21 protein-coding genes and 1 tRNA gene are annotated in these 24,181 nt (G+C 49.5%); 14 read left to right on the plus strand and 8 right to left on the minus strand.

Annotated elements, in window-relative coordinates; translation table 11 throughout:
- Positions 1-5 precede the first annotated feature (5 nt).
- Positions 6-1,403: a 23S rRNA (uracil(1939)-C(5))-methyltransferase RlmD gene (gene rlmD, locus BLQ88_RS17735; protein ID WP_090152809.1), complete on the plus strand. Its 1,398-nt coding sequence runs from the start codon at positions 6-8 to the stop codon at positions 1,401-1,403.
- Between the two features lie 278 nt (positions 1,404-1,681).
- Here rlmD and dnaB read toward each other — a convergent pair whose 3' ends face one another.
- Positions 1,682-3,301, minus strand: coding sequence for a replicative DNA helicase (dnaB, locus tag BLQ88_RS17740; RefSeq protein WP_090152812.1), 1,620 nt, complete (start codon positions 3,299-3,301; stop codon positions 1,682-1,684).
- A 247-nt stretch (positions 3,302-3,548) separates the two neighbouring features.
- Between dnaB and BLQ88_RS17745 the strand changes: the two genes are divergently transcribed.
- Genes BLQ88_RS17745 through BLQ88_RS17755 form a run of 3 tightly spaced genes read left to right on the plus strand, consistent with a single transcriptional unit; the run spans position 3,549 to position 7,542 of the window.
- Entirely contained in the window at positions 3,549-4,496 is a 948-nt protein-coding gene (locus BLQ88_RS17745; RefSeq protein ID WP_090152814.1) for a PhoH family protein, read from the plus strand.
- Positions 4,477-5,754: a T9SS type A sorting domain-containing protein gene (locus BLQ88_RS17750; protein ID WP_090152817.1), complete on the plus strand. Its 1,278-nt coding sequence runs from the start codon at positions 4,477-4,479 to the stop codon at positions 5,752-5,754. Before BLQ88_RS17745 ends, BLQ88_RS17750 begins: the two co-directional genes overlap by 20 nt.
- A gap of 6 nt (positions 5,755-5,760) precedes the next feature.
- Positions 5,761-7,542: a ComEC/Rec2 family competence protein gene (locus BLQ88_RS17755; RefSeq protein WP_090152820.1), complete on the plus strand. Its 1,782-nt coding sequence runs from the start codon at positions 5,761-5,763 to the stop codon at positions 7,540-7,542.
- A 36-nt stretch (positions 7,543-7,578) separates the two neighbouring features.
- On the opposite strand, the gene BLQ88_RS17760 is transcribed toward BLQ88_RS17755, so the two are convergent.
- Complete coding sequence (locus BLQ88_RS17760; RefSeq protein ID WP_090152824.1) at positions 7,579-8,664, minus strand: DUF922 domain-containing protein; 1,086 nt, start codon at positions 8,662-8,664, stop codon at positions 7,579-7,581.
- Positions 8,665-8,736: 72 nt separating this feature from the next.
- On the opposite strand from BLQ88_RS17760, the gene BLQ88_RS17765 reads away from it, so the two are divergent.
- On the plus strand, positions 8,737-9,216 hold the full coding sequence (locus BLQ88_RS17765) for a deoxycytidylate deaminase (RefSeq protein ID WP_090152828.1): 480 nt from the start codon (positions 8,737-8,739) through the stop codon (positions 9,214-9,216).
- 89 nt (positions 9,217-9,305) lie between these two features.
- Here BLQ88_RS17765 and BLQ88_RS17770 read toward each other — a convergent pair whose 3' ends face one another.
- Positions 9,306-9,821 carry an FKBP-type peptidyl-prolyl cis-trans isomerase gene (locus BLQ88_RS17770; protein WP_090152831.1) on the minus strand — a complete coding sequence of 172 codons (516 nt, stop codon included), beginning with the start codon at positions 9,819-9,821 and terminating at the stop codon, positions 9,306-9,308.
- Positions 9,822-9,917: 96 nt separating this feature from the next.
- Here BLQ88_RS17770 and BLQ88_RS17775 point away from each other — a divergent pair, with 96 nt between their 5' ends.
- From BLQ88_RS17775 to BLQ88_RS17785, 3 genes are all read left to right on the plus strand, one after another.
- Complete coding sequence (locus tag BLQ88_RS17775; RefSeq protein ID WP_090152833.1) at positions 9,918-10,520, plus strand: acyl carrier protein phosphodiesterase; 603 nt, start codon at positions 9,918-9,920, stop codon at positions 10,518-10,520.
- Between the two features lie 60 nt (positions 10,521-10,580).
- On the plus strand, positions 10,581-11,600 hold the full coding sequence (gene holA, locus BLQ88_RS17780) for a DNA polymerase III subunit delta (protein ID WP_090152836.1): 1,020 nt from the start codon (positions 10,581-10,583) through the stop codon (positions 11,598-11,600).
- A 104-nt stretch (positions 11,601-11,704) separates the two neighbouring features.
- On the plus strand, positions 11,705-12,616 hold the full coding sequence (locus BLQ88_RS17785) for a DNA-3-methyladenine glycosylase family protein (protein WP_090152839.1): 912 nt from the start codon (positions 11,705-11,707) through the stop codon (positions 12,614-12,616).
- Here BLQ88_RS17785 and BLQ88_RS17790 read toward each other — a convergent pair.
- The 4 genes from BLQ88_RS17790 to BLQ88_RS17805 form a co-directional block, all read right to left on the minus strand.
- Entirely contained in the window at positions 12,605-12,865 is a 261-nt protein-coding gene (locus BLQ88_RS17790) for an Ada metal-binding domain-containing protein (RefSeq protein ID WP_090152841.1), read from the minus strand. The two genes, BLQ88_RS17785 and BLQ88_RS17790, sit on opposite strands and share 12 nt — an antisense overlap.
- A gap of 42 nt (positions 12,866-12,907) precedes the next feature.
- A complete protein-coding gene (locus BLQ88_RS17795) occupies positions 12,908-13,609 on the minus strand; it encodes a 2OG-Fe(II) oxygenase (protein WP_090152844.1) in 702 nt (233 codons plus the stop codon).
- A 111-nt stretch (positions 13,610-13,720) separates the two neighbouring features.
- The gene (locus BLQ88_RS17800; protein WP_090152846.1) at positions 13,721-15,499 is read right to left on the minus strand and encodes an ABC transporter ATP-binding protein; all 1,779 of its coding nucleotides are present in this window, start codon (positions 15,497-15,499) and stop codon (positions 13,721-13,723) included.
- A 128-nt stretch (positions 15,500-15,627) separates the two neighbouring features.
- Positions 15,628-15,701 (minus strand) — tRNA-Met (locus BLQ88_RS17805).
- Between the two features lie 198 nt (positions 15,702-15,899).
- Here BLQ88_RS17805 and BLQ88_RS17810 point away from each other — a divergent pair.
- The 6 genes from BLQ88_RS17810 to menD all read left to right on the plus strand — a co-directional run bounded on the left by BLQ88_RS17810 (position 15,900) and on the right by menD (position 23,129).
- Positions 15,900-16,292, plus strand: coding sequence for an START-like domain-containing protein (locus tag BLQ88_RS17810; RefSeq protein WP_090152849.1), 393 nt, complete (start codon positions 15,900-15,902; stop codon positions 16,290-16,292).
- Positions 16,292-17,788: an LptF/LptG family permease gene (locus BLQ88_RS17815; protein ID WP_090152851.1), complete on the plus strand. Its 1,497-nt coding sequence runs from the start codon at positions 16,292-16,294 to the stop codon at positions 17,786-17,788. The genes BLQ88_RS17810 and BLQ88_RS17815 overlap by 1 nt, the downstream gene beginning before the upstream one ends.
- A gap of 103 nt (positions 17,789-17,891) precedes the next feature.
- Positions 17,892-18,167 (plus strand): 30S ribosomal protein S15, encoded by a 276-nt coding sequence (gene rpsO, locus BLQ88_RS17820; RefSeq protein ID WP_090152853.1) that lies wholly within the window; start codon positions 17,892-17,894, stop codon positions 18,165-18,167.
- A gap of 112 nt (positions 18,168-18,279) precedes the next feature.
- Positions 18,280-20,421: a polyribonucleotide nucleotidyltransferase gene (pnp, locus tag BLQ88_RS17825; protein ID WP_090152856.1), complete on the plus strand. Its 2,142-nt coding sequence runs from the start codon at positions 18,280-18,282 to the stop codon at positions 20,419-20,421.
- A 63-nt stretch (positions 20,422-20,484) separates the two neighbouring features.
- A complete protein-coding gene (locus BLQ88_RS17830; protein WP_015810559.1) occupies positions 20,485-21,348 on the plus strand; it encodes a sigma-70 family RNA polymerase sigma factor in 864 nt (287 codons plus the stop codon).
- 98 nt (positions 21,349-21,446) lie between these two features.
- Positions 21,447-23,129 (plus strand): 2-succinyl-5-enolpyruvyl-6-hydroxy-3-cyclohexene-1-carboxylic-acid synthase, encoded by a 1,683-nt coding sequence (menD, locus tag BLQ88_RS17835; RefSeq protein WP_229212731.1) that lies wholly within the window; start codon positions 21,447-21,449, stop codon positions 23,127-23,129.
- Positions 23,130-23,134: 5 nt separating this feature from the next.
- Here the strand turns inward: menD and BLQ88_RS17840 are convergent, their stop codons facing one another.
- The gene (locus BLQ88_RS17840) at positions 23,135-24,169 is read right to left on the minus strand and encodes a tetratricopeptide repeat protein (RefSeq protein WP_090153168.1); all 1,035 of its coding nucleotides are present in this window, start codon (positions 24,167-24,169) and stop codon (positions 23,135-23,137) included.
- Between the last annotated feature and the right edge of the window lie 12 nt (positions 24,170-24,181).

A 24,181-nucleotide genomic window follows, 5' to 3' on the forward strand; every position in this document is an offset into this window, starting at 1 on the left:
AAATAATGTCTAAGAGTAACAAGTACGAGTACGTTGAAATTACCGATTTTGCGGCAGAAGGCAAATGTATATTTAAATCGGAAGACGGCGTAATCTTTGTAGAAGGTGATGTGGCACCCGGTGACATCGTCGATCTTCAGGTGGTCCGCACCAAGAAGAAATTGAAGGAGGCCATCGTTACCAAAATCCATTCACAATCGGCTTTACGTACAGAACCCTATTGCGAACATTTCGGGGTTTGCGGGGGCTGTAAGTGGCAGCATATCAGCTACGAACACCAGCTCAGGTTCAAAAGGCAGCAGGTAGTGGATCATTTTGAAAGGATAGGAAAGATCAGGAATGTTGAGATTAGCGACATTATCGCTGCTCCCAAGACGGAATACTACCGGAATAAGTTGGAATTTACTTTCTCAAATTGGCGCTGGCTGACCAAAGAACAGCTCGATTCGGGACAACCTTTTGCCAAAACCGCGCTGGGTTTCCACGTGCCGAAGCGGTTCGATAAGATCTTCACCGTCGACCATTGCCATCTCCAACCGGACCCGTCGAATGCGATCCGCAACGCATTGCACCGTTTTTCGGAGGAAAAAGGGTACCCTTACTACGACGTACGTTTCAATGTAGGCGTAATGCGCAACGTGATCATCCGTACAGCCAATTCTGGCGACGTGATGGTGATCGCGCAATTCGGCGCGCAAAACGACGAGATTATCGCGGAAGTGATGGAATTCTTGCACCAGAACCATCCTGAAATCACTTCTTTGAACTATATCGTGAACCTGAAAGGAAACGATTCCTACCAGGACCAGGAAGTGATCCACTATGCCGGGGAGAAGGTAATACGTGAAACGATGGAGGATCTGACTTTCCTTGTCGGGCCAAAATCGTTCTACCAGACGAACTCCGAGCAGGCTTACAAGCTATTCAGCGTCGCACGTGAATACGCCCAGCTGACGGGCAACGAATCCGTGTACGACCTTTACACCGGCACCGGCACCATTGCCAACTTCGTAGCCCGCAGCGCGAAGAAAGTGGTAGGCGTGGAGTACGTGGAGGCGGCCGTACAGGATGCCCGCATCAACTCGCAATTGAACGGCATTACCAACACCGCATTCTTCGCGGGCGACATGCGCGCGATCATGAACGAAGGCTTCCTGCACACGCACGGCCGCCCGGACGTGATCATCACCGACCCGCCTCGCGCCGGCATGGATGTGCCCGTGATCGAAACGATCCTCAAAGCCGCCCCCGACCGGGTCGTGTACGTGAGCTGCAACACCGCCACACAGGCGCGGGACCTGGCATTAATGTCGGAAGATTATGAAGTAACACGCGTCCAGCCCGTGGATATGTTCCCGAACACGCACCATGTGGAGAATGTGGCGCTGCTAGTGAGGAAATAGTTTGGCCAAGTGTTGTCAGGAATTGTCAGGCGTAGTTGGGCGTAGTCTCCGACTACGTCCGAGCGTCACGCGGTCTCTGACCGCCACGTAATGCAAAGCCGGTCGGAGACCGGCGTGGACTGGGACGTAGTCACAGACTACGCCCAACTTTCGAGTGCATCCGCCCAATCGCAACAACTGACAACACTTGACAATAAATGACTACAAATGACAAAAGAAAAGGCCGGAATGAGCGATCATCTCCGGCCTTTAAAATATGTCTTCAATTTAGTAGCGCATTAAAACGGCGGCTCCGAATCCGGGCCTTTGTAATCGAAATTGCTGAGGTCGTTCGCGCGGCTGCGGAGCGTCCCGCCTGTCGGTGGTGCCGTCGGTTTGGCCTGGCTTTCGAAGGATGAGATCGGGTTCGAGGTCTGGATCGGGCGGTCGATGGAGAATGGGGCAGGAGTGAAGCCCGAATCGAGATCGGCGAATTTGGTGTATTTACCGATAAAGCGCAGCTGGATCGTATCCAGCGAACCCGCACGGTTTTTGGCTAGAATTACCTCACCTACACCCGCTACTGAATTCCCTGCTTCGTCCTCTGTAATGCCGTAATATTCAGGACGATACAAGAATATTACCATATCCGCATCCTGCTCGATCGAACCGGATTCCCTCAAATCGGAGAGTTGCGGACGCTTTTCACCGCCACGGGTTTCCACGGCACGGCTCAGCTGCGAAAGAGCGATTACCGGCACGTCAAGTTCCTTTGCAAGGTTTTTCAATGACCGGGAGATCATCGCAATCTCCTGTTCGCGGTTACCTGGGCTTTTACCGCCCGTATCGCCGGTCATGAGCTGCAAGTAGTCGATTACGATCATCTGAATGTCGTGCTGCGCTTTCAAACGGCGGCATTTGGCACGGAGTTCGAGAACCGAAAGGGCAGGGGTGTCGTCGATATAAATGGGGGCATTCGTGAGCCGGTGAATGCGGTGGTGCAGCTGTTCCCATTCGTGCGGCGCGAGGCTTCCCTTACGGATTTTCTCACTATCTATCTCGGCCTCAGCGGAAATCAAACGATTGACGAGCTGTACCGAGGACATCTCCAAAGAGAATATCGCCACAGGAATATTGAAATCCACCGCCGCATTCCGGAGCGAGGAAACGACGAATGCCGTTTTACCCATACCGGGACGTGCCGCGAGGATCATCAATTCCGTTTTTTGCCAGCCGGACGTCAGCCTGTCGAGCGCGCTGAAACCGGATGGTACACCTGTAAGACCGTCCTTGTTATTCTTTTTCTGGTCGAGTTCGGCCAGCGCCTGGCGCATGAGCGCGCCCATATCGGCGTAATTTTTCTTGATATTGGATTCCGAAATCGCGAAAAGCGACTGTTCCGTTTTGTCCAGAAGGCGGAACACGTCGGTAGTATCTTCATAAGCCTCACGCTGGATCTCCGAGGACACTTTAATGAGCTCCCGTTTGATATAAGCCTGCGAGATAATGCGGGCATGGAATTCGATGTTGGCCGCGGAATTGACCTTGCTGGTCAGCTCCATGATGTACGACGCCCCGCCCACCAGTTCAAGTTCTCCGGTACTGCGCAGTTTGGCCGTCACCGTGAGCATATCGATCGGCTCCGAATCGGCGAAGAGCGTGACGATCGCAGTGTAAATGCGAACGTGCGACTCCTTGTAAAAACTATCCGGACGGAGGATATCCGCCACCGCCGTGAGGGCATCCTTTTCGATCATCAAAGCACCCAGAACCGCCTCTTCAAGATCGATTGCCTGAGGGGGTAATTTGCTGAAATTCTGATCGTTGGATGGCGTTCTGGGAGCGAACGCACGCTTGGTACCGTTGCCGGTTTTGGAGCCGCTCCTGGGGTAGTTGTTTGGGGCCTTTTCGTTTTCCATGTTAAGACAAAGTTAATCATTGGAGGCCTTCAACGAAAGCTACGGCGTGGAGTTTGGCGGATTAATTTTTTTTCTTCGGACATACTTTTTTGTGCATGTCTGATAATGAAAGACTTGGTCAGAAAAGAGTTATTTTCCGGGCTTGTATTTGACAGATTAATTGTTTTTTCGACGATTATGTTTTACAAATGTTGGTTATTATTACTAAATTTTACAAACAATAGACAAACATTAAACATCGATTCATTTGCTGGAAAAAATCATCACACTCGAAGACGTATCCATGGTCGATTTTCTCGGGATTCACAACTCGAATATCAAGGAAGTCGCCGCAGCTTTCCCCGAAAGTAAAATCATTTCACGCGGAAACGAGATCCGCATCCAGGGGACTGCCCCCGAAATTATCCGAATCACAGATGTAATCGACTCACTTCTGGCGCATTACCAGAAGTATGGAAAAATAACGAACGACAACGTCAAAGGCTATCTGAACGGCATTTCGAAAATGCCCGTAGCCACCGGCGAGGATGACGATGACGTGATCCTTTATGGCAACAAGGGCCTTGTCGTGAAAGCCAAAACGACTAACCAGAAGCTCCTGGTAGAGCAGGCAGGCAAATACGATCTCGTGTTCGCGATCGGCCCGGCCGGTACCGGTAAAACCTATACCGCCGTGGCCATTGCCGTGAGGGCATTGAAAAACAAGGAAGTACGGAAAATTATCATTACCCGTCCGGCCGTTGAAGCGGGCGAGAACCTGGGTTTTTTGCCGGGTGATCTGAAAGAAAAAATCGACCCGTACCTGCGCCCGATCTACGACGCGCTGGACGATATGATCGCGCCCGAAAAGCTGAAATTGTACCTGGAAAGCCGGGTAATCGAAATTGCCCCGCTCGCATATATGCGGGGACGTACGCTAAACAACGCATTCATCCTGCTCGACGAGGCGCAGAACACGACACCGATGCAAATGAAGATGTTCCTCACCCGGATGGGCCCGAGCTCGAAGGCGATCATCACCGGTGACAAATCGCAGATCGACCTTCCGAAAAACCTGAAATCGGGCCTAATCGACTCGTTGACGGTTTTGAAGGGTATCAAAGGCATTAGCTTTGTAGAACTGGATGGTTCGGACGTTGTAAGGCACCGTTTGGTGAAGGACATTCTTGCTGCCTATGAAAAATCGGAGAAATAGCCTGCTGCTGGCCGGCCTGTTGCTGGTATCTGTGCTGGGAAAGGCGCAGGATTCGCTCGTTACGCGGTGTGCGAGCACGGAGCGCGATGCTGTGAGGCTATCGAAAAATCCGTCGCTGCGAAACCTGCGGATGCGATCCGAATCGGCCATTCAGAATTACCTGCGCGCCAATACCGGTGTACGAACGGCTGCGAACGAGATTGTGACGATCCCCGTCGTGGTACACGTCGTGCATAACCGGTCCGATAATGTTGTTGGCGGTGCAGGTAACGGCAATATCTCCGACGCGCAGATCCAGAGCCAGATCGACGTTTTAAATGAAGATTATGGCAACACGTCCGGCTACAAGGGCTTTTACACCGATTCATTGGCTGTGGATACAGGCATTCGGTTCAAACTGGTTTCGGTGGTAAGGACTTATAATGAAACTTCGCAGTTCAGTCCCATTACCGATGCCGACGATCTGGCGGACATTTCACCGGCCTGGTTTACAAATCGTTACCTGAATATCTGGGTGACGCGGCTGAACGATCGTTACCTCGGAACTTCGCAGTTTCCTGTCGTTACCGAGCTCAATGACCTCACCGCCGGCCTGGCTACCGCCGAAAATGGTGAAATCGACGCATTGACCGACGGTGTAATCATCGATTACCGCTATTTCGGCCGTAACTCCGACGCCATTACAAGCCGGATCTACAACCTGGGCCGCACTACGACGCACGAAGTGGGCCATTGGCTTGGTCTGATCCATATCTGGGGCGATGCCACCTGCGGCACCGATTATTGCGACGATACGCCGATGGCTAACACCAAAAATGAAACGACGGACATTTCGTGCTCGCCCGTCTATTCGCAATGCCGCCCGGGCGTGACCACGCGCAACATGATCGAAAACTACATGGATTACTCGCCGGACGTTTGCATGAGCATTTTTACCAACGACCAGAAGGAGCGGATGCATGCGGTATTGGCTCTGAGTCCAAGACGTGCAAAAATGGTGGAGTATTCGAGATTCTCGACCTCGGAACTTGTAGTGGAGATCTATCCGAATCCAGTCCGTGAGACATTGACAGCCAATGTATTCACCCCAAATTTTGAAAATTATACCGTGTCCGTTTATAATCAGAAGGGACAAAAGGTGACAGCGGACGCCGTCAACCGTGCTTATCTCAACGTTAAAAATTTTCCCAGCGGTTTGTACTATTATAAGGTAACAGCTGCTGATAAGACAATTACGAAACGTTTTGTTGTACGATAAACACACATGCTCTCACGCGCTCCGTTTGTCAGCGTAGTACTATTCCTTGCAACCGGCATATTGGCGGGCGACGCATTGCGTACGGTCACTAATATGCCGGTTGTTTTTGTTTTCGCCGCTTGGGTGCTGGCGACGATTGTTTGTGTATTGATGCACCTCTTTCGCAGGCAAACAGGCTTCGCTACCGGACTGGCGATCTGGATGTTGCTGCTGGGAAGTGGTATTAAAATGGCAGTCGAGGACGAGAAAGACGCTCAAATTGCACAACTGAATGCATTGGAATACACCTCCTACATTGCCGAAGTAACAACGATACCTGAAAAACGGAACAATTCCATTCGTTTAGAAGTACTTACAAAACAATTCCGAAACGCAAATGAATGGATTAATAACCCTGCGGAAGCATTGATTTACTTGCCGGATAGCCTTTCGGTAATTCCCCAGCCCGGCGACCAGCTTCTCATTCGCGGTCGGTTGGCGCAACCTGCACCACCGCAGAATCCCGGACAATTCGACTATGCGCGGTATTTGCGGAATAAAGGCATCCTGTTCACTGCATTTGTGAATGGACATGCTTGTCAACTAATTCCTCGACAGGCAAACGCAAATCCAGCCTATTGGCCCGAAACCGTTTCTCAATTGGCCGACAGCCGCTTTCGCGCGTACGTGAGTGATCCGGCCGCATATGGGCTTGTGAAAGCAATGCTACTGGGCCGTCGGGACGACCTCGCGCAGGAGCAGGTGGGCGATTATGTGATTTCCGGTGCCGTACATATTCTTTCGGTTTCCGGAATGCACGTGGCGATCATTTTTCTGGCTATCGGTGCCGCTTTTGGTTGGGTGAAGCGCTGGCGGTTTGGCAAATGGGCCTATCTGCTCATAATGGCCGCATTGCTCGGTTTTTACGCGCTGGTAACCGGTTTACCACCTTCGGTGCAGCGTGCTGCATTGATGTGTATGGTGCTTGTCATCGCGGAGGTGGCGGGAAGAAGGCATTACCCGATGAATACGCTGGCGTTTTCGGCGCTTGTGATTCTGCTGCTCGACCCGTGCGCATTGTACGATGTCGGTTTTCAGTTGTCGTACCTCGCGATGACGGGTATTTTCCTGCTCTATGAGCCGATTTACAGCATTTACATGCCGGGAAACCGCATTTCAAAATTCATCTGGCAGGTAACCGCTCTTGCATTCGCGGCGCAGATCGCCACATTTCCGCTTAGTCTTTTCTACTTTCATCAATTTCCGACCTACTTCTGGCTCGTGAATCCGCTTGTCGTCACATTCACGAATATCCTGCTGCCGGCTGCCCTGGTTCTGCTTTTGGTGAGTCTTTCCGGCATTACATGGCTGGCATGGCTGGCGGGTCAGGTTGTGACATTTTCTGCGAAACTTACAGATTGGTCGGCGTCGATCCCGCGATCGTTGCCGGGTTACCTGGTCGAGAACCTGCATTTAAATGTTGTGGAAGTGATTATGCTTTACAGCATTATGCTTCTCGTGTGGTATGCTTTGCATTCCCGCTCGATGGGCTATCTAAAGTTGGCGTTTGCGGGGGTGTTTTTGTTTGCAACAGTCTCTATGACAAATAGTTTGAATATGTATTTGAAATCCGAATCTGTCAGCTTTCAGGTTCCGAAGCATCAGGTTGTGAGCTTCAAATCGGGGAATATACTTTACCTTTTGAGCGACAAAACATTTGCGAAGGATTCGCGCGCATTTGATTTTAATGTAAAAAACTATACGGTAAGTGCTGAAATACAGGATGTTATATACATTGCGGCACCCTAGCAGCTTTGTATAATACATTTTGATTATCAAAAATCATTATTGCACAGAATACAATGCTTCGATCTGCTGTGCAACCTTTTTGTCCCAGGCAGCCTGGGCGCCTGCATTCAGGCCATGACCGGTTTCGCCGTCATATTGCTCCTGATCACGGTTCATTTCCCGAAAAGCTTCCAGAAACTGGTATTGAATTTCGCTGTCATAATCTTCGATCGTCAATTCCGCCTTTCTGAGCCGCTCCTTAAATTTCTCAACCACCAGCCGGGTGACATCGAAATGGATCTGCTCATGGCGCAATGTGCCCGCATTGCGCGATTCCGGACGGCCCCACGACATGCTTTTGACCATGAATATCTTCAAACCTATTTCCACCACGAGGTCGTCGTTTTTCGGGTAGGAGCGTCCCTCGTAGCCGAAACTCGTAAAAACCGCCGCCGCATACCGGCTGCCGGGTTTTGCGCTCCGTACCTTGAAATCGTCCCAGATTAACGGCCGTTTAGGCGAATAGAAAACCGTGTCTTCCGAGGCGGTGTTGTTGATTTCCTTGAACGTCAGCACCAGATTCCGTGCCAATGCCGGCGTTTTACCCGCATTGGTAGTCATCCATTTTTGAAAATGGCCTAATGCCTGGTCTACAAGCTGCTTGATCAATTTCTCGTGCGTAAAAGCCGTTTCAGGGCGCGTATAGTTAGCCGCCGTTTGGTAACCCGTAAGTTCCACTGGTTGCATATCGCGGTACCAGCGGAAACGGACATGCAGCTTTACCTCACCGGTTACGCGGTTAGGACCGATGCGCTTTTCGTTTACCGATAGCTCCTTAATCGTAATGTAGAGCGGCAGGTAAGTCTGTTCTTTTTTCGGCGCGAGGTACGACCAGTAGCTGAAAAGTTCGCTTTCGGCTTTTCCAGGTAGTACCGCCGGTATTTCTTTACCCAATGCGATCACTTTGCCTAATGTGGCTCCCGGCTGAGTGCGCTGGTCTTCGACGTTTTGGATGAAGAATTTATAGGACTTGAACAGACCCTCCGGATCTTTGGAAAGGGTAACAACCGACTTGTCCTGCTGTGCGAAAAGCGGGCTAATGGTGGAGATCAGGAAGAAAATAAGCGAAATGCTTTTAGTCATACTTTTCAAACTGCGTTGAATCCAGCCGTCATTTCCCTAAGTTTGTACCCTGAATTTTGGATTGAACAGAGAATGACAATACCTACAACGAATTTGCGGCCGGAATTTGATGACATTTATATGGACCTGGCAAAAAATCTTGCCAAGCGTTCGCATTGTATAAAAGCGCAGGTGGGTGCGGTGCTAACGAAGGATACGCGGATTATTTCAATTGGCTACAATGGCCCGCCCGCGGGTACGCACAACTGTGACGAAGAATTTCCGGGAGTAGGGTGTCCGCGCGATGCGAAGGGAAGCTGCTCACTGGCATTGCACGCCGAGCAGAACGCGATTCTTTTCGCTGTGAAAAACGGTTCAAATATCGAAGGATCGACACTTTTCGTCACGCTGGCGCCTTGCATTGCGTGCGCGAGGGTAATCTACACGATGAAGATTAAAAAGGTAATTTTCCTGCATTCATATGCCGCTTACAAGGGCATTGCCGTAGAGGAAGGCGTGGAGTTTTTACGCCGCTTTGGCGTGGAGGTGGAGCAGTACAGCGGAGTTATATAGTGAGTTTATAAGTTCATGAGTTGAAAGTTCATGAGTCAAAAACACGCTCATAGACTTTAAACTCATGGACTCATAAACTCATCGACTCATTAATGATGATGCACCCCACCCGCACCGTGCACATGCCCGTGGTCGAGCTCTTCGCGTGTGGCTGCGCGTACGGAAAGGATTTTGCCTGCGAAATGCATTTCCTTGCCTGCCAGCGGGTGGTTGAAGTTCATGATTACGACTTCGTCCTGGATTTCGACGATCTGGCCGTGGAGCCTTTCGCCGTCTTCGTTCGTCATCGGGATGATGTTGCCTACTTGCAGCAGTTCGTTCTGGTCTACTTCGCTGTTCTGGAACACCGATTTAGGCAGGTCTACAACCGCTTCTTCATCGTATTCGCCATAACCTTCTTCCGGAGCTACCGTAAACTCAAAGGTGTCACCGGCTGAAAGTCCTTCGATCTGGTTTTCGAAACCTTCGGGCAGGCCGCTGATGCCATGGATAAAGTACATCGGATCGTTTTCGCTGACCACTTCCACTACGTCCGTTTCGCCTTCCGAGTCTGGAATGCTGAGGCTATATGTGAGTGCTACGACGCTATTTTTTTCGACTTTCATTTGCTAGTTTGATTAAAATAATGGTTGTTGTAAAAGAATTGTTCCCAGGAAGAGTATGGAACAAACGTACGGTAATTTTGTCAAAATGCCATTTAGATGAATTTTTTAGCGCATATTTTGCTGTCGGGCGAGAACGAGGGAGTGATGATGGGCAACTATGTCGGTGATTTCATTAAAGGGCGCCTGACTCACGAGAAAACCGCCACCTGGAATCCCGATTATGTGGTGGGATTGAAACTGCACCGTTTTATTGATTCATTTACCGACACCCATCCGGAAGTATCGGAGGCCAAAGATGTGGCGGCCGTTACACAAGGGAAACTGGCGGGCATTGTAATGGACATTTACTTCGATTACTTCCTGGCCAAAAACTTCGAACATTACCATAAAGAGCCGCTCTTTGTATATGCCCACCGGATGTATTCGGTTATCCAACGGAACGAGCATCTGATCCCGGAAACCATGGTGCCGATGGTACGCTCCATGATCCGCCAGGATTGGCTCACCACTTACGCTACGCTCGACGGTATCGATACTACATTTAAAAGACTTTCCCGCCGGGCCGAATTTCTGGCGCCTATCTCCACGGCAGTGAGCGATTTGCAGGCAAACGAGGAGTTTTACTACACCAGGTTCCTTTCTTTTTTTCCGGAATTACGCCGTCAGGCTAGTCAATTTATCGCTGAAAACTCGGCATAAATCAATGCAGAAAGGTAAATTTGATGTCCGGACCGCATTCCGGGACCAATCTGTAAATCCATGGCACAAACACCCGATACTATTCTTAAAGAGCTCAGAGGCAAGAAGTTCCGCCCGCTGTATTTCCTGCACGGCGACGAACCCTATTTCATTGATTCCATTGCCGAAGAGCTTGAAAACAAGGTAGTTCCGGAATCGGAACGGGGGTTTAACCAGTTTGTACTTTACGGGAAAGATACCGATGTGGCGGGGGTGCTGAGCTATGCGCGGCGGTTTCCGTTCATGGCGGAGCGGCAATTGGTGTTGGTTAAAGAGGCGCATCGTTTGAATGGCATTGAGCAGAAAGAGCAGCAACAGCGCCTGGAAGACTATGCATTAAACCCGGTGCCGAGCACGGTGCTCGTATTCTGCTACCATGCCAATGCGGACGAGCGGAAGTCGTATCTGAAAGCCTGTAATGCGAATGGGGTGGTGGTGCAGTCGAAAAAGATGTACGACAACAAGCTGCCCGACTGGGTAGGCTCATTTTGCCAGCATGAAGGTGTGAAAATCAGCCCGAAGGCGGTACAAATGCTGGTCGACAATATTGGTAACGATCTGAAACGCCTGTCGAACGAGATCCGCAAGATCATGGTGAACCTGCGTGTGGACGAAGGTATCGACGCAGCGGCGATCGAGAAGTTTGTGGGCATCAGTAAAGAGTATAATGTATTCGAATTTCAAAAAGCGTTAATGCACCGCGATGTGCTGAAAGCGAACCAGATAGCTGCATTTTTTGCTTCCAATTCCAAGGACAATCCGCTGGCTCCGGTGCTGATCATCCTCTTTGGTTTTTTCTCTAAACTCCTTCTAACTCACGCTGCACGCGATAAGTCCGAAAAAGGGCTGGCCGCGGAGCTGGGAGTGAATCCGTATTTTGTTAAAGATTATCTGTTGGCTGCACGCAATTATCCAATGGGTAAGGTCGCCAACATCATCCATTACCTGCGCGAATGCGACGGTCGACTAAAAGGCCTCGACGGCACGAGTATCCCGGAAGGCGAGTTGCTGCGGGAACTGGTTTTCAAAATCGTGCACTAGGTTAATGAGTTAATGAGTGAATGAGTTAATGAGTGAATGAGTGAATAACTTTCAAACAGCATTCACTCATTCGCTCATTCACTCATTCAAAATTAAACACCCACATGCATCAACAAACAATCCTCATCCCAACCCCGCCGCTTTTCAGTTTTCAGGAATGCCTGTGGTTTCTGAACCGTAATTACGACGACTGTCTGCATTTGGTGACTGAAACGGCGGTTTTCAAAGCGATCGCGACGCCTTTCGGGGATGTGCTGTTTCGGGTAAGTGAGCGAAGCGGTTTTTTGCAAATTGATGTGCTGGAAGGCGCGTCAAGTTCTGAATGTGGCGATTTTCTTACGGACTATGTAAGAGAGTGGTTCGATATGGACCGGGATCTTGCTCCGTTTTACGGGTGCTTGGCGCAGGATAGCCGACTTGCTTACATGGCGGACGATTTTTCCGGGTTGCGGCTGATGGGCATATCCGATATGTTTGAAGCGCTGTGCTGGTCTATTATCGGTCAGCAGATCAACCTCACATTTGCTTACAAAATGAAACGCCGCATGGTGGAGCGGTACGGCCGGCATATCGAATGGAACAATCAGGTTTTTCATATTTTCCCTGAACCCGAAGTGCTGGCTAACGCGGAGGTAGCAGTGCTGAGGGAAATGCAGTTTTCACAAAAAAAAGCGGAATACGTGATCGGCGCAGCCCGTGCATTTGTGGAAGGTACGCTGAGCCGTTCGCTAATCGACGCGCTACCGGATTTCGAGGCGCGGCAGAAGGCTTTGGTAGCGCATAAGGGAATCGGTGTCTGGACGGCTAACTATGTGCTCATGAAGTCGTTTCGCGCGCCCGAGGGTATTCCGCATGGCGATGTGGGACTATTGAATGCGCTCGTTGGCCACGGTATCATTGCCGAGCGCAGTGAAAAGGACAAAATCGAAGCTTTTTTCCAGGATTACGCGGGGTGGGAAACTTACGTTACGTTCTATCTATGGCGGAGCCTGGCGGTAAAGCCACTAGTTTCCTGATTTCCATTTCAAATACGCCTCCCGCATGCAATGCCCGCACGGACGGTACGCATGTGCGAGCGCGTCATGCTCGCTTGCGAAGAATACACGGTTGCTGCGTTTCATCCGTTTTCCCGAACCGCAGGATAACTTCCCGTAAATTTTCAGGTTACGGTTGCCACTCAGGTTGATTTCCCCGCTATCGATCAGATGTTTTAGTTTCCGGCTTGTTGCGAAGCTTTCCGGGCCTATTTCTTCGTGCGTTTTCATCGATGTGTTTGAATGCATTCGTTTTATGTAAACGCGCTGGTTTCAGGTTAATGCATCGTGAAAAATAATACCTAATGTATAGCGCTGGCCGTCGTGCACCTCGCTCACGCCATGTTTCATATTGACGCGGTAATAACCTTTGCTGCCTTTCACCGGCCTGAAATTCGTGGTAAAAAGCAATGCGTCGCCTTTGCGGGGCTTTAAAACTATGGCCTTTGATTGGGCGCGTGGTATTTGTTCAGTCAATACGAATTCGCCGCCGGTATAGTCTTGTTCAGGCTCGTTGAGGAATAGCACCATTTGGATCGGGAAGAACAGCTGGCCGTAAAGGTCCTGGTGAAGTGTATTGTGGCCACCTTTGCCGTATTTCAGGATAAGTACCGTCGGTTTTGTCTGTTCCTGGGCGCGGCACAGTTCCTGGAAATCTTCGAAATCAGCGGGGTAGGGATGTCCCATTTTCAGTACTTCCATCCATTGATTGGCTACCGGTACCAGCCTGGGAAAAACGCTTTCGCGCAGCCGTTGGGTAATTGGCGGCAATGGATAGGTGAAGTATTTGTACTCCCCCAAACCGAACCGGTACCGTTCCATAACGATCATCTTGCGGTAATGCGACGGGTTATCATATTCCGCTATTAGCTGTTCGCATTCTTCCGCATTCAGTATTTGATTGAGTTGCGCATAGCCGCGCTCGTGAAGGTTTTCGCGAATGGACGCCCAGTCGAGGTTTTCGATGTTGATCATAACAGGGGTAATTTGATTTGTTGTAACCAAAATTACCCCGCCGGAATGCGCATTGAAACCCGATTCTTGCGCATTGGCGCAATGGCGCGAAGGTCAACCTTCGCGCCTGCGTCACGCAGAAAGCACAGTCTCGTCCTTCCTTTCGCCAATCTGCTGGCGCCACATCGCGTAATAGAGGCCTTTTTCTTCCAGCAATGCATGGTGGTTACCGGTTTCGACGATACGGCCTTTTTCGAGCACGTAAATGCGGTCGGCGTACATGATAGTCGAGAGACGGTGGGCGATCATGACCGTAATGTGCTGGCGCTGGTCGGTAATGGCGCGGATCGTGTTCGATATTTCTTCTTCTGTGAGTGAATCCAATGCGGAGGTGGCTTCGTCGAAGATGATCAGGTGCGGGTTACGCAGGAGCGCGCGTGCAATGGACAAACGCTGGCGTTCGCCGCCAGATAATTTCAACCCGCCTTCGCCGATCACCGTGTCGATGCCATTCTCGGCACGTGCGAGCAGGTTGTAGCAAGCGGCTTTCATGAGCACGTCGTTGATCATTTCGTCGGTCGCTTCCGGGTTTACGAAAAGCAGGTTTTCCTTGATCGTACCTGAAAAAAGCTGCGTATCCTGCGTCACAAAGCCGATTTTGTGCCTGATTTCGTCAAAATCGATCTCTTTTCCATTCACGCCATTGTAAAATACGGTGCCTTCGATGGGCTGATATAATCCCACGAGCAGCTTCACCATCGTAGTTTTACCGGAGCCCGACGGCCCCACGAACGCAATCGTTTCTCCGCGTTTTACACCAAACGAAATGTCCTCCAATGCAGGGCGTTTTGCCGTCTGGTGCTGGAACTTCACATGGTCGAATTGCAGCTCCCTGATGTCGGTAATGCTTTCAGGATTAGCCGGTTTGTGTTCGACGGGGCGTGCGAGCAGTCCCTGTAAGTTGTTCAGCGAAGCCTCGGCTTCGCGGTAGGAGAGGATCACATTGCCCAATTCCTGCAACGGCCCGAAAATGAAGAAGGAGTAGAACTGCATCATCATCATTTGCCCCACGGTTATCTTATCGCGGAACACGAAAAACAGCAATGCAAACATCACGCATTGTTGCAGGAAATTGACGAACGTTCCCTGAATGAAACTTACCGAACGGATGCTTTTGACCTTTTTCAGTTCCAGTTTCAGGATTTTATAGGTAGTAGTATTCAGTCGGCCGATTTCCTGCTGTGTTAACCCAAGGCTTTTAACCAGTTCTATATTGCGTAGCGATTCAGTAGTGGAACCGGCCAATGCAGTGGTTTCTTTGACGATATTCTTCTGAATCGTCTTGATTTTCCGGCTCAAAACACTCGTCAGGAACGCCAGGATCACCGAGCCGACCAGGTAAATGAGCGGTAGCCAGGGGCTCAGCCTGAATGCGACAATTACTACAAAAACGATCCCTACCGAAGTAAAAAACAGTACATTAACAAAATTAAGAATGAACTTTTCGCAATCCGCACGGACTTTCAGGAGCACCGAAAGTGTTTCGCCGGAGCGCTGGTCTTCAAAATCCTGAAATGGCAATCTCAATGCGTGCCGCAGGCCGTCCGTATAGAGTGCGGCGCCGAACTTCTGGATCACCACATTCACCAGGTAATCCTGGAATGCTTTCGCAATGCGGGATACCATCGCCACGCCGATGATCATCAGCAGGCCTATCAATACACCTCTGAAAAATTCATTATCAAGGCCTTTTGAGCGAAATTCAACGGCCTTGTTAGCATAAGGGTCGATCAGGAAATTACCGAGGATGTATGGATTGAGCAGGGAAAACGTCTGGTTAATGGCCGCCATCAGAAGGGCCAGGAATATGAGCGCCTTGTACCTGGTCAGGTATTGGAGTAATAATTTCATACAGTTGTGAGGTGATTCGGTGGTGTTACCAATTACTGTAAACCCAAACGCCCTGAATTTAATTCTCGTAAAAGGGCAAAAATGAAGGAAAACAAAAAAGACATCCGGAATGGATGTCTTCAACAATGTAGCGGGGAGCAGGATCGAACTGCCGACCTTAGGGTTATGAATCCTACGCTCTAACCATCTGAGCTACCCCGCCGTTGTATTGTGGTGCAAAAGTATGTTAAAGAAAGTTATGATGCAACCCATTTGCCCATTTTTAGCTTAAATTTCGCATATTTTTGAAACAACAAATTTAAATTTACACGCTTTTATTGTCGATTTATGTTATATTACAACTTTTAAATCAGCACATAAGGCAAGCGCTAACGAGGCCGCTCCTTTAATTTCAGCACATATGGAAAAATATAAATTTATTACCGAATTTGAATTGCGATCCTCCCCTAAAGTTCTCTTTCCATATATTTCCACGCCCTCGGGCCTCCAACAATGGTTCGCCGAGAAGGTCACTGTGCTGCCCGACCACCGTTACGATTTCCAATGGGACGGGGAGAGCCACATCGCCCGGCAGACTGGGCTGAGAATTAATAAGGCAGTGCGTTTCGATTTTGAGGATACCAGTGATGATAATTTAGATAACAACCACCTGGAACTAAAATTAGAAGTTAGCGAGTTAACCCAGACAACCTTTTTGCGCGTGATAGACTACTCGTCGAATAAAGACAAGGACGAGCTGACGTCGCTGTGGGAAGGATTTATTGATAGTTTAAGAGAAATAGTTGGTAGTTGATGAAAAAGCTGGATAAGCTTATTTTAACGTCCTTTTGGGGACCTTTTGTGATTACAATGTCGGTCGTGGTGTTCGTCTTCCTGATGCGGATCATGATCTTTTATATAGATGACTTCGTGTCCAAGGACCTGAATGTCATAGACTATGCACAGCTATTCTTCTTTTTCAGCCTCATAACGGTGCCCACCGCATTGCCGCTGGCGATGCTGCTTTCCTCGCTGATGGCATTCGGCAACCTGGGTGAATTCTTCGAGCTTACAGCCATTAAAAGTGCCGGTATTTCCGTGGTACGGGCCATGGCGCCGATGTTTGTCGTCGCCGTAGGGATCAGCATTTTCTCGTTTTATTTCAATGACCGCGTCTCGCCCTGGGCTAACCTGAAAGGGTATAGTTTGCTGTATGACATTAAAACGACCAAGGCTACATTGAAGATCAAGGAAGGGATTTTTTACAATGATTTGCCCGGTTACAGCATCAAAGTCGATGAAAAGCTGGATAATGGCAAGATGATCGGTATGGTGATTTACAAGCATCACAGCCGGTCGTACGAGCTGGGAAACGTGGAAATCATCCTCGCGGATTCCGGAAGAATGTATTCGATTAATGAGAACCGTTACCTCGTGATCGAGCTATATAACGGCACCCGCTATACCGACGAGCAGGGTTCGGGGAGTTCGCGGCCGGTGTATATATCTTCGCCCGCCGGCACGCCGACGCCTTATTCGAATTTCAACCGCCAGTCGTTCAAGCATTACCGCCTGACGGAAAGTCTTGCGTCGTTCGGTATGAAGCGTACGGACGAGGGGCAGTTCAAATACCACGAGTTTATGAAGAACATCGATGATCTGACTTCTACCGCGGATTCATTGCGTACTTCTTACCAGGAAACGAAGAAAAACCTGGTGGCCGGCAGCCAGCAGTATTATTCCTACAACTACCGTGAAGGCACCGATAAAACGGTGAAGTCCGGCAAATGGATCGATTCGCTGCTGACCAAGCCCGTTTCCGATAGTTTGAAAAAAGAGATTCTGGTGAATACCAAGGCGGCTTCGAACAGTATGCTTAGCTACATTAAGTCGCAGCAGGAATATTTGCAAACCAAATTGAAGGACGCGAGCAAATATGAGCTGGAACGTCACCACAAATACACCAATGCGATTTCCTGCCTGATCATGTTCCTGATCGGCGCTCCGCTGGGGGCCATTATCAAGAAAGGGGGCTTTGGGGTACCGGTGCTGGTTTCGATCCTTTTCTTTATCCTGTTGTATGTATTGACTAACCAGGGGGATAAATGGGTGAAGGAAGGGTTGGTAGCCGTTCCGATCGGCGCGTGGATGGCGAATGCCATTCTGTTTTCGGCGGGTATTTACTTTATCGACCGCGCCAGAAGCGATTCGCGACTTTTCGATAAGGATGTTTACCAGATGTTCTTCAAAAGAATTAAGTCAAAATGGACAAGTAGATTTGGCAAAAGGGAGCTTATCACTCATAATTAATTTAAATTATTTTAAAAACCGGTTTAAAAGGCCTACTTTTGCAACCTTATTTGCGGCAAGGTGCCGTAATTACTACATATTACTTTAATCTGTTGTTACAATCATGTATTTAACCGCGGAAAAGAAGAGCGAGATCTTCGAATCGAAAGGTTTTAAAAAGGAGGGCGCCGACACGGGCTCTGCTGAATCACAAATTGCTTTATTTACGTACCGTATCAATTATCTGAACGAGCACCTCAAAACGCACAAGAAAGATAATGATACACGTCTGGGCCTCCTCAAAATGGTAGGAAAGCGCAGAAGATTGTTGGATTATCTTTACAAAAAAGACATCAATCGCTACCGTGCGATCATCGCCGAATTGAACATACGTAAGTAATTTGAAATCAGGGAACTTGACATCATGTGAGAGTTCCCTGATTTTTTGCGGAAAACAGAACATTACCGGGGCGTCAGGACGGCGTTTCACAGCTACAAAAATCAAATAATCTATGCTCTTTAATATAGTTACCAAGACTATAACCTTACCGGACGGCAGGGAAATCACAATTGAAACAGGAAAATTAGCAAAGCAAGCCGACGGATCGGTGGTGGTCAGAATGGGTAACACCATGTTGCTGGCTACGGTTGTGGCTAATAAAGATATTAAGGAAGGCCTCGACTTCCTGCCATTGTCGGTTGACTACCAGGAAAAATTCGCGTCTGCTGGACGTATCCCGGGAAGCTTCCAGCGCCGCGAGGGCAAGCTGTCGGACCACGAGGTGTTGACAAGCCGTTTGGTGGACCGCGTTCTGCGCCCATTGTTCCCCGAGGATTACCATGCCGAAGTACAAGTAAACATCCTTTTGATCTCTGCCGACGCGGAAGCATTGCCTGACGCACTCGCTGCATTGGCGGCATCTGCTGCATTGGCGGCATCCGATATTCCTTTCGGCGGACCGGTTTCAGAAGTTCGTGTTGCGAAAATCGACGGCGAATATGTGATTAACCCGGGAACCACTGCATTGGCAAATGCAACCCTCGACCTGATGGTAGGCGCGACGTATAACGATATCGCGATGGTGGAAGGTGAAATGAGCGAAGTTTCGGAAGAGGAAGTGATCGAAGCATTGAAAATCGCACACGAAGTTATCAAAACCCAATGCCTGGCTTTGAAAGAATTCGAAGCAGCGGTTGGCAAAACAGAGAAAAGAGAATACGTAGGCGATCCTGCGGACGAAGCGCTCGAAGCACGTCTCCGCGAGTTCGCTTATGGCAAAATATATGCGGTAACGCAATTGGGTTCTACCAACAAGACTGTTAGAAAAGACGGTTTCAAAGCTGTTTGGGAAGAATTCAAAACAACCATTACCGAAGAAGAAAAAGAAACGTTCAGCGAGAGCCTGGCGAAACGCTATTTCAACGATCTCGTTTGGGAAGCTTCACGCCGCCTGGTACTGGACGAAAGAAAACGCCTCGACGGCCGTGCGCTGGATCAGGTAAGGCCTATCGCTTCGGAAGTGGATTACCTGCCGAACGCACACGGTTCTGCATTGTTTACACGTGGAGAAACGCAATCGTTGACCACGGTAACGCTTGGTACAAAGCAAGACGAGCAGATCGTTGACACCCCATTGAAATACGGTTACAGCAAATTCATGCTGCACTACAACTTCCCAGGTTTCTCAACCGGCGAAGTGAAGCCTAACCGCGGTCCTGGCCGTCGTGAGGTAGGCCACGGTAATCTTGCATTGCGGGCGCTTAAAAAAGTGTTGCCTGCGGTAGACGACAACCCATATACTATCCGTATCGTTTCAGATATCCTCGAATCAAATGGTTCGTCGTCAATGGCGACAGTTTGTGCAGGTTCTTTGGCATTGATGGACTCAGGTCTGAAAATCAAAGCGCCGGTATCTGGTATCGCCATGGGCCTTATCTCGGATGAAGCAACCGGTAAATACGCGGTTCTTTCCGACATCCTCGGTGACGAAGATCACCTGGGCGATATGGACTTCAAAGTGACCGGAACCGAGCAGGGTATTACCGCTTGTCAAATGGATATGAAAGTGAACGGACTTTCATTTGAAGTGCTGACAGAAGCATTGATGCAGGCCAAAGCGGGCCGTCTGCACATCCTCGGTGAAATGAACAAAACCATTACCGAAAGCCGTCCTGACCTGAAACCACATACACCACGTGCGATCGTGATCAAGATCGACCGCGAGATGATCGGTGCGGTGATCGGACCAGGCGGAAAAGTAGTTCAGGACATTCAAAAAGAATCCGGCGCAACGATCTCTATCGAAGAGAAGGATGGCGCGGGCTTCGTAAGTATATTCTCTGCCGATAAGTCTTCCATGGATAAAGCGGTTGCACGGGTTAAAGGCATTATCCTCGTGCCTGAAATCGGTGAGCTGTATACCGGCAAAGTGAAGTCGATTATGCCTTTCGGAGCGTTCGTTGAATTCCTCCCCGGCAAAGACGGTTTGTTGCACATTTCCGAGATCAAGTGGGAACGCCTCGAAAAAATGGACGGCGTTCTGGAAGTAGGAGAAGAGGTGCAGGTGAAGCTCGTCGAAATCGACAAGAAAACCGGCAAATACCGCCTTTCACGCAAAGTATTGTTACCAAAGCCTGAGAACAAAAAAGATTAATTCAGTGTTCTTCTAGGCAGGAACGGTAAACGTCGTTATATAACATACTTAATAAAGACATAGATGAGACAGCTAAAGATCAGTAAGCAAATTACCAACCGTGAAAGTCAATCGTTAGACAAGTATTTGCAGGAGATCGGTAAGGTGGATTTGCTAACGCCGGATGAGGAGGTGACGTTAGCTCAGAAAATCAGGGATGGAGACCAGCTGGCTTTGGAACGTTTGACCAAAGCGAACCTGCGTTTCGTGGTGTCCGTTGCTAAGCAATATCAGAATCAAGGCTTGTCGCTGGGTGACCTGATCAACGAGGGAAACCTCGGTCTGATCAAGGCAGCACAGCGTTTTGACGAAACAAGGGGTTTTAAATTCATTTCATACGCGGTTTGGTGGATTCGTCAGTCGATCCTGCAAGCGTTGGCGGAGCAGTCACGTATCGTGCGTTTACCCCTCAACCGTGTAGGTTCACTGAATAAAATTTCAAAAACTTTCTCCGAGCTGGAACAGCGTTTCGAACGCGAACCATCGCCGGAGGAGTTGGCGGAAGTACTGGAAATCTCTTCTTCCGAGGTAGTGGATACGATGAAGATCTCCGGACGCCACGTTTCCATGGACGCGCCATTCGTACAAGGCGAAGAAAACAGCCTTTTGGACGTTCTGGAAAATGACCTGGAAGACAAACCGGATTCCGGCCTCGTGAACGAATCGCTCCGCAAAGAAGTACAACGCGCATTGTGCACGCTTACGCAACGCGAAGCGGACGTAATCGCCTTGTATTTCGGCCTGAACGGCGAGCATGCGATGACTTTGGAAGAGATCGGGGAGAAGTTCAACCTCACCCGTGAACGCGTGCGCCAGATCAAGGAAAAAGCGATCCGCAGACTGCGCCACGTTTCCAGAAGCAAAGCTTTGAAAACTTATTTGGGTTAATGCATATTCCAATGCAAACCTTCTAATTTCATTTAAATAGCCTCTTTCGGGAGGCTATTTTCATTTGTGATATGGCTATTTTACAACCTTTGATCGACATGGCCGAGATCTGCTACCAGCAGGGCATCCGGCACGTCGTAATATCTCCCGGCTCGCGCAGCGCCGCGCTGACGCTCGCATTCGCGCGGCACGGGGGCTTCCAGGCGCACGTATGTATAGACGAGCGCTCGGCCGGCTTCATTGCCCTCGGAATGGCCCAGCAAATCGATTCTCCCGTGGTTTTGATATGCACCTCGGGCAGTGCGGCCTACAACTTCGCTCCGGCCGTTTCTGAGGCGTTTTTTCAGCAAATACCATTGCTCGTGCTCACGGCCGACCGGCCAAAGGAATGGCAGCATCAATATGATGGCCAGACGATTTACCAAACGGGCATTTTCGGCCCGCATGTGAAGCGTTCGTTCGAAGTTTCACCGGATTACCAGCATCCGGACGTGCAATGGGCGATTAACCGCGTAGTTAACGAGGCTATTAACCTGTCTTCCATAGCTCCAAACGGGCCTGTTCATATTAATGTGCCCATTCGAGAGCCGTTTTACCCGAAATCTGACGAAGATTTCAGGGCGTCGACAGCGGTAAGGGTTATCAAAAGGCAGGAAAAAGAGACTGTGTGGCCGCAGAACGTCTGGGAAGAGCTGTTGGACGAATGGGGGAGTGCGCCGAAAATCCTGATAGCAGTCGGCCAGGGCAAGCCTGACGCTGCATTGAATGCGGTACTGGGCCGCATTACGGAAGAATGGCAAATACCGGTACTGGGTGACTGTATCGCGAATCTATCGGGTAACGAATTCATCCGTCATCACGACCTGTTCATGGGCAGGCAGGACTCTGAAAATCTCCGTCCCGATTTGCTGATCACATTTGGAATGTCCTTTCTATCGAAGGAATTCAAGCAATTTATCCGCAAAAATCCTCCCAGACACCATTGGCACATTGGGGAAGATGCGTTCCTGGCCGATGCGTTCCAGTCTGTCACACGGGAAATCCCCGGCAAGGCAGTGGTATTTTTTGAAAACCTATTTGAAAAACTTGATTATCAATCATTTGTCGAAAATTCAGACTTAGGTCATGACACATCTTTTTGTTCACTATGGCTGCAAAACGAGCGAAATGCGCAGAAATCAAAGTACGAAATGCTTCAAAATCTATCAATGTTCAGTGACTTAACTTTGTTAGATTCAACTTTTAAGTTTACAGAAAATAATATTCAGTTACATATTGCCAACAGTATGTCGGTGAGGTACGCGAATGTACTTGCGACCGAAAACCAATGGTCAGGCGTATTTGCGAACCGCGGTACGAGTGGAATCGATGGCTGTGTAAGTACCGCCATAGGTGCGGCGAGGGTGAATGATCAACCGACATTATTGGTCGTCGGCGACGTGGCGTTCCTGTACGACCGGAACGGCCTGCTGATCGACAATCTGCCGCCGAACCTGAAAATCGTGGTGCTGAACAACGCCGGCGGAAACATCTTCCGGATGATCGACGGCCCGGGGAGCTTGCCGGAGCTGGAAACCTTTTTTGAGACGAGACATTCGTTTTCCGCGCAACGCACGTGCGAGGATTCGGGAATTGCATATTTCCGTGTTTCAGACCTGTCAGGGACCGAAGCAACCGTGAAGGAATTTTTGAATTTCAACGGGACCGCCCTGCTCGAAGGGTTTACCGATCCCGTTGAAAACACAAGAGCCTGGAAGGAACTCAAACGCTCGGCACATTAGGCTTACTACCGACAATATTTAGCCGCCTCGGCTATTGCCAGGGAGTCTTTCAAGACGACTCCCTGCTTCCATATTTTACAGGCTTCTGCGGTGTTCTTTTGAAGGAAGTAGGCTTGCCCGGTCAATCCGTAGAGCAATTCCACAGGCTCGGCAATGTCGATGGCCTTGTTGAAAGCATTCAATGCTTCCGAAAGGCTTCCCTTCTGTTGATAATAGATGCCCAGGTTGCGCAATGCATAGCCGTTCTTCGGCAGTTTATCCAGCGACTTTTCGATAAGCGCGTGGGCATCTTCCGCCTTACCGGTTTGCAGCAATGCATAGGCTTTGTTGTTGAGCGAATAGGGCTCGGTCGGGTCGCGGCCCAGTACCTGGTCAAAGTAGGCGATGGCTTTCGGCCATTGCTTGCTTTTCGAAGCGATAAGGCCGAGGTTGTTCAATGCTTGCGGCTGTGCAGGATCGAGCGCCACGGCAGTTTCGAAGTCCAGCCTGGCCTCGGCGTAAGAACCCATCCGGTAATACACTGCGCCGCGGTTCACATAAGCTTCTACGTTCGTTTTGCTCAACCGGAGCGCCGCGTCGTATTCCGGAATGGCGAGCGAGGGATTACCTTCCGCATCGAGCAGGTTGCCTTTCACGAGGTGGAAGCGGGTGGAGTCCTGGTATTGCTTTTCGATTTGTGACAAATCTTCCCGGGCCTCCTTCAAGCGGCCCAAATCGAGCGCTGCTTCCGAGCGCACGAGATTTGCCTGTGTGAGCGTAGGATCGATGCCGATCGCCTCTGTCAAAATCTCGTACGCATCTTCGACACGTCCCAATTTCAACAAAGTTATTCCCTTGTTGAGATAGGCGTCCGAAAAATCTGCATTTTTGGCAATCGCTTCGTCGTATAGCCTCAGCGCTTCGGCATAGTTCTTTTGATTTAGTGCAAGGTTGCCTTTCAGGAAAAAATCGGCAGCATCCTTTTTATTCTGACCAGTGCAGTTGAATAAAATTAGTACTAAAATTAGTATCCGAGTTAATGTATTGAATTTGAATAACATATAATTAGTAAC

Origin of the sequence: Dyadobacter soli, from assembly GCF_900101885.1 — a bacterium.
Lineage (GTDB): Bacteria > Bacteroidota > Bacteroidia > Cytophagales > Spirosomataceae > Dyadobacter > Dyadobacter soli.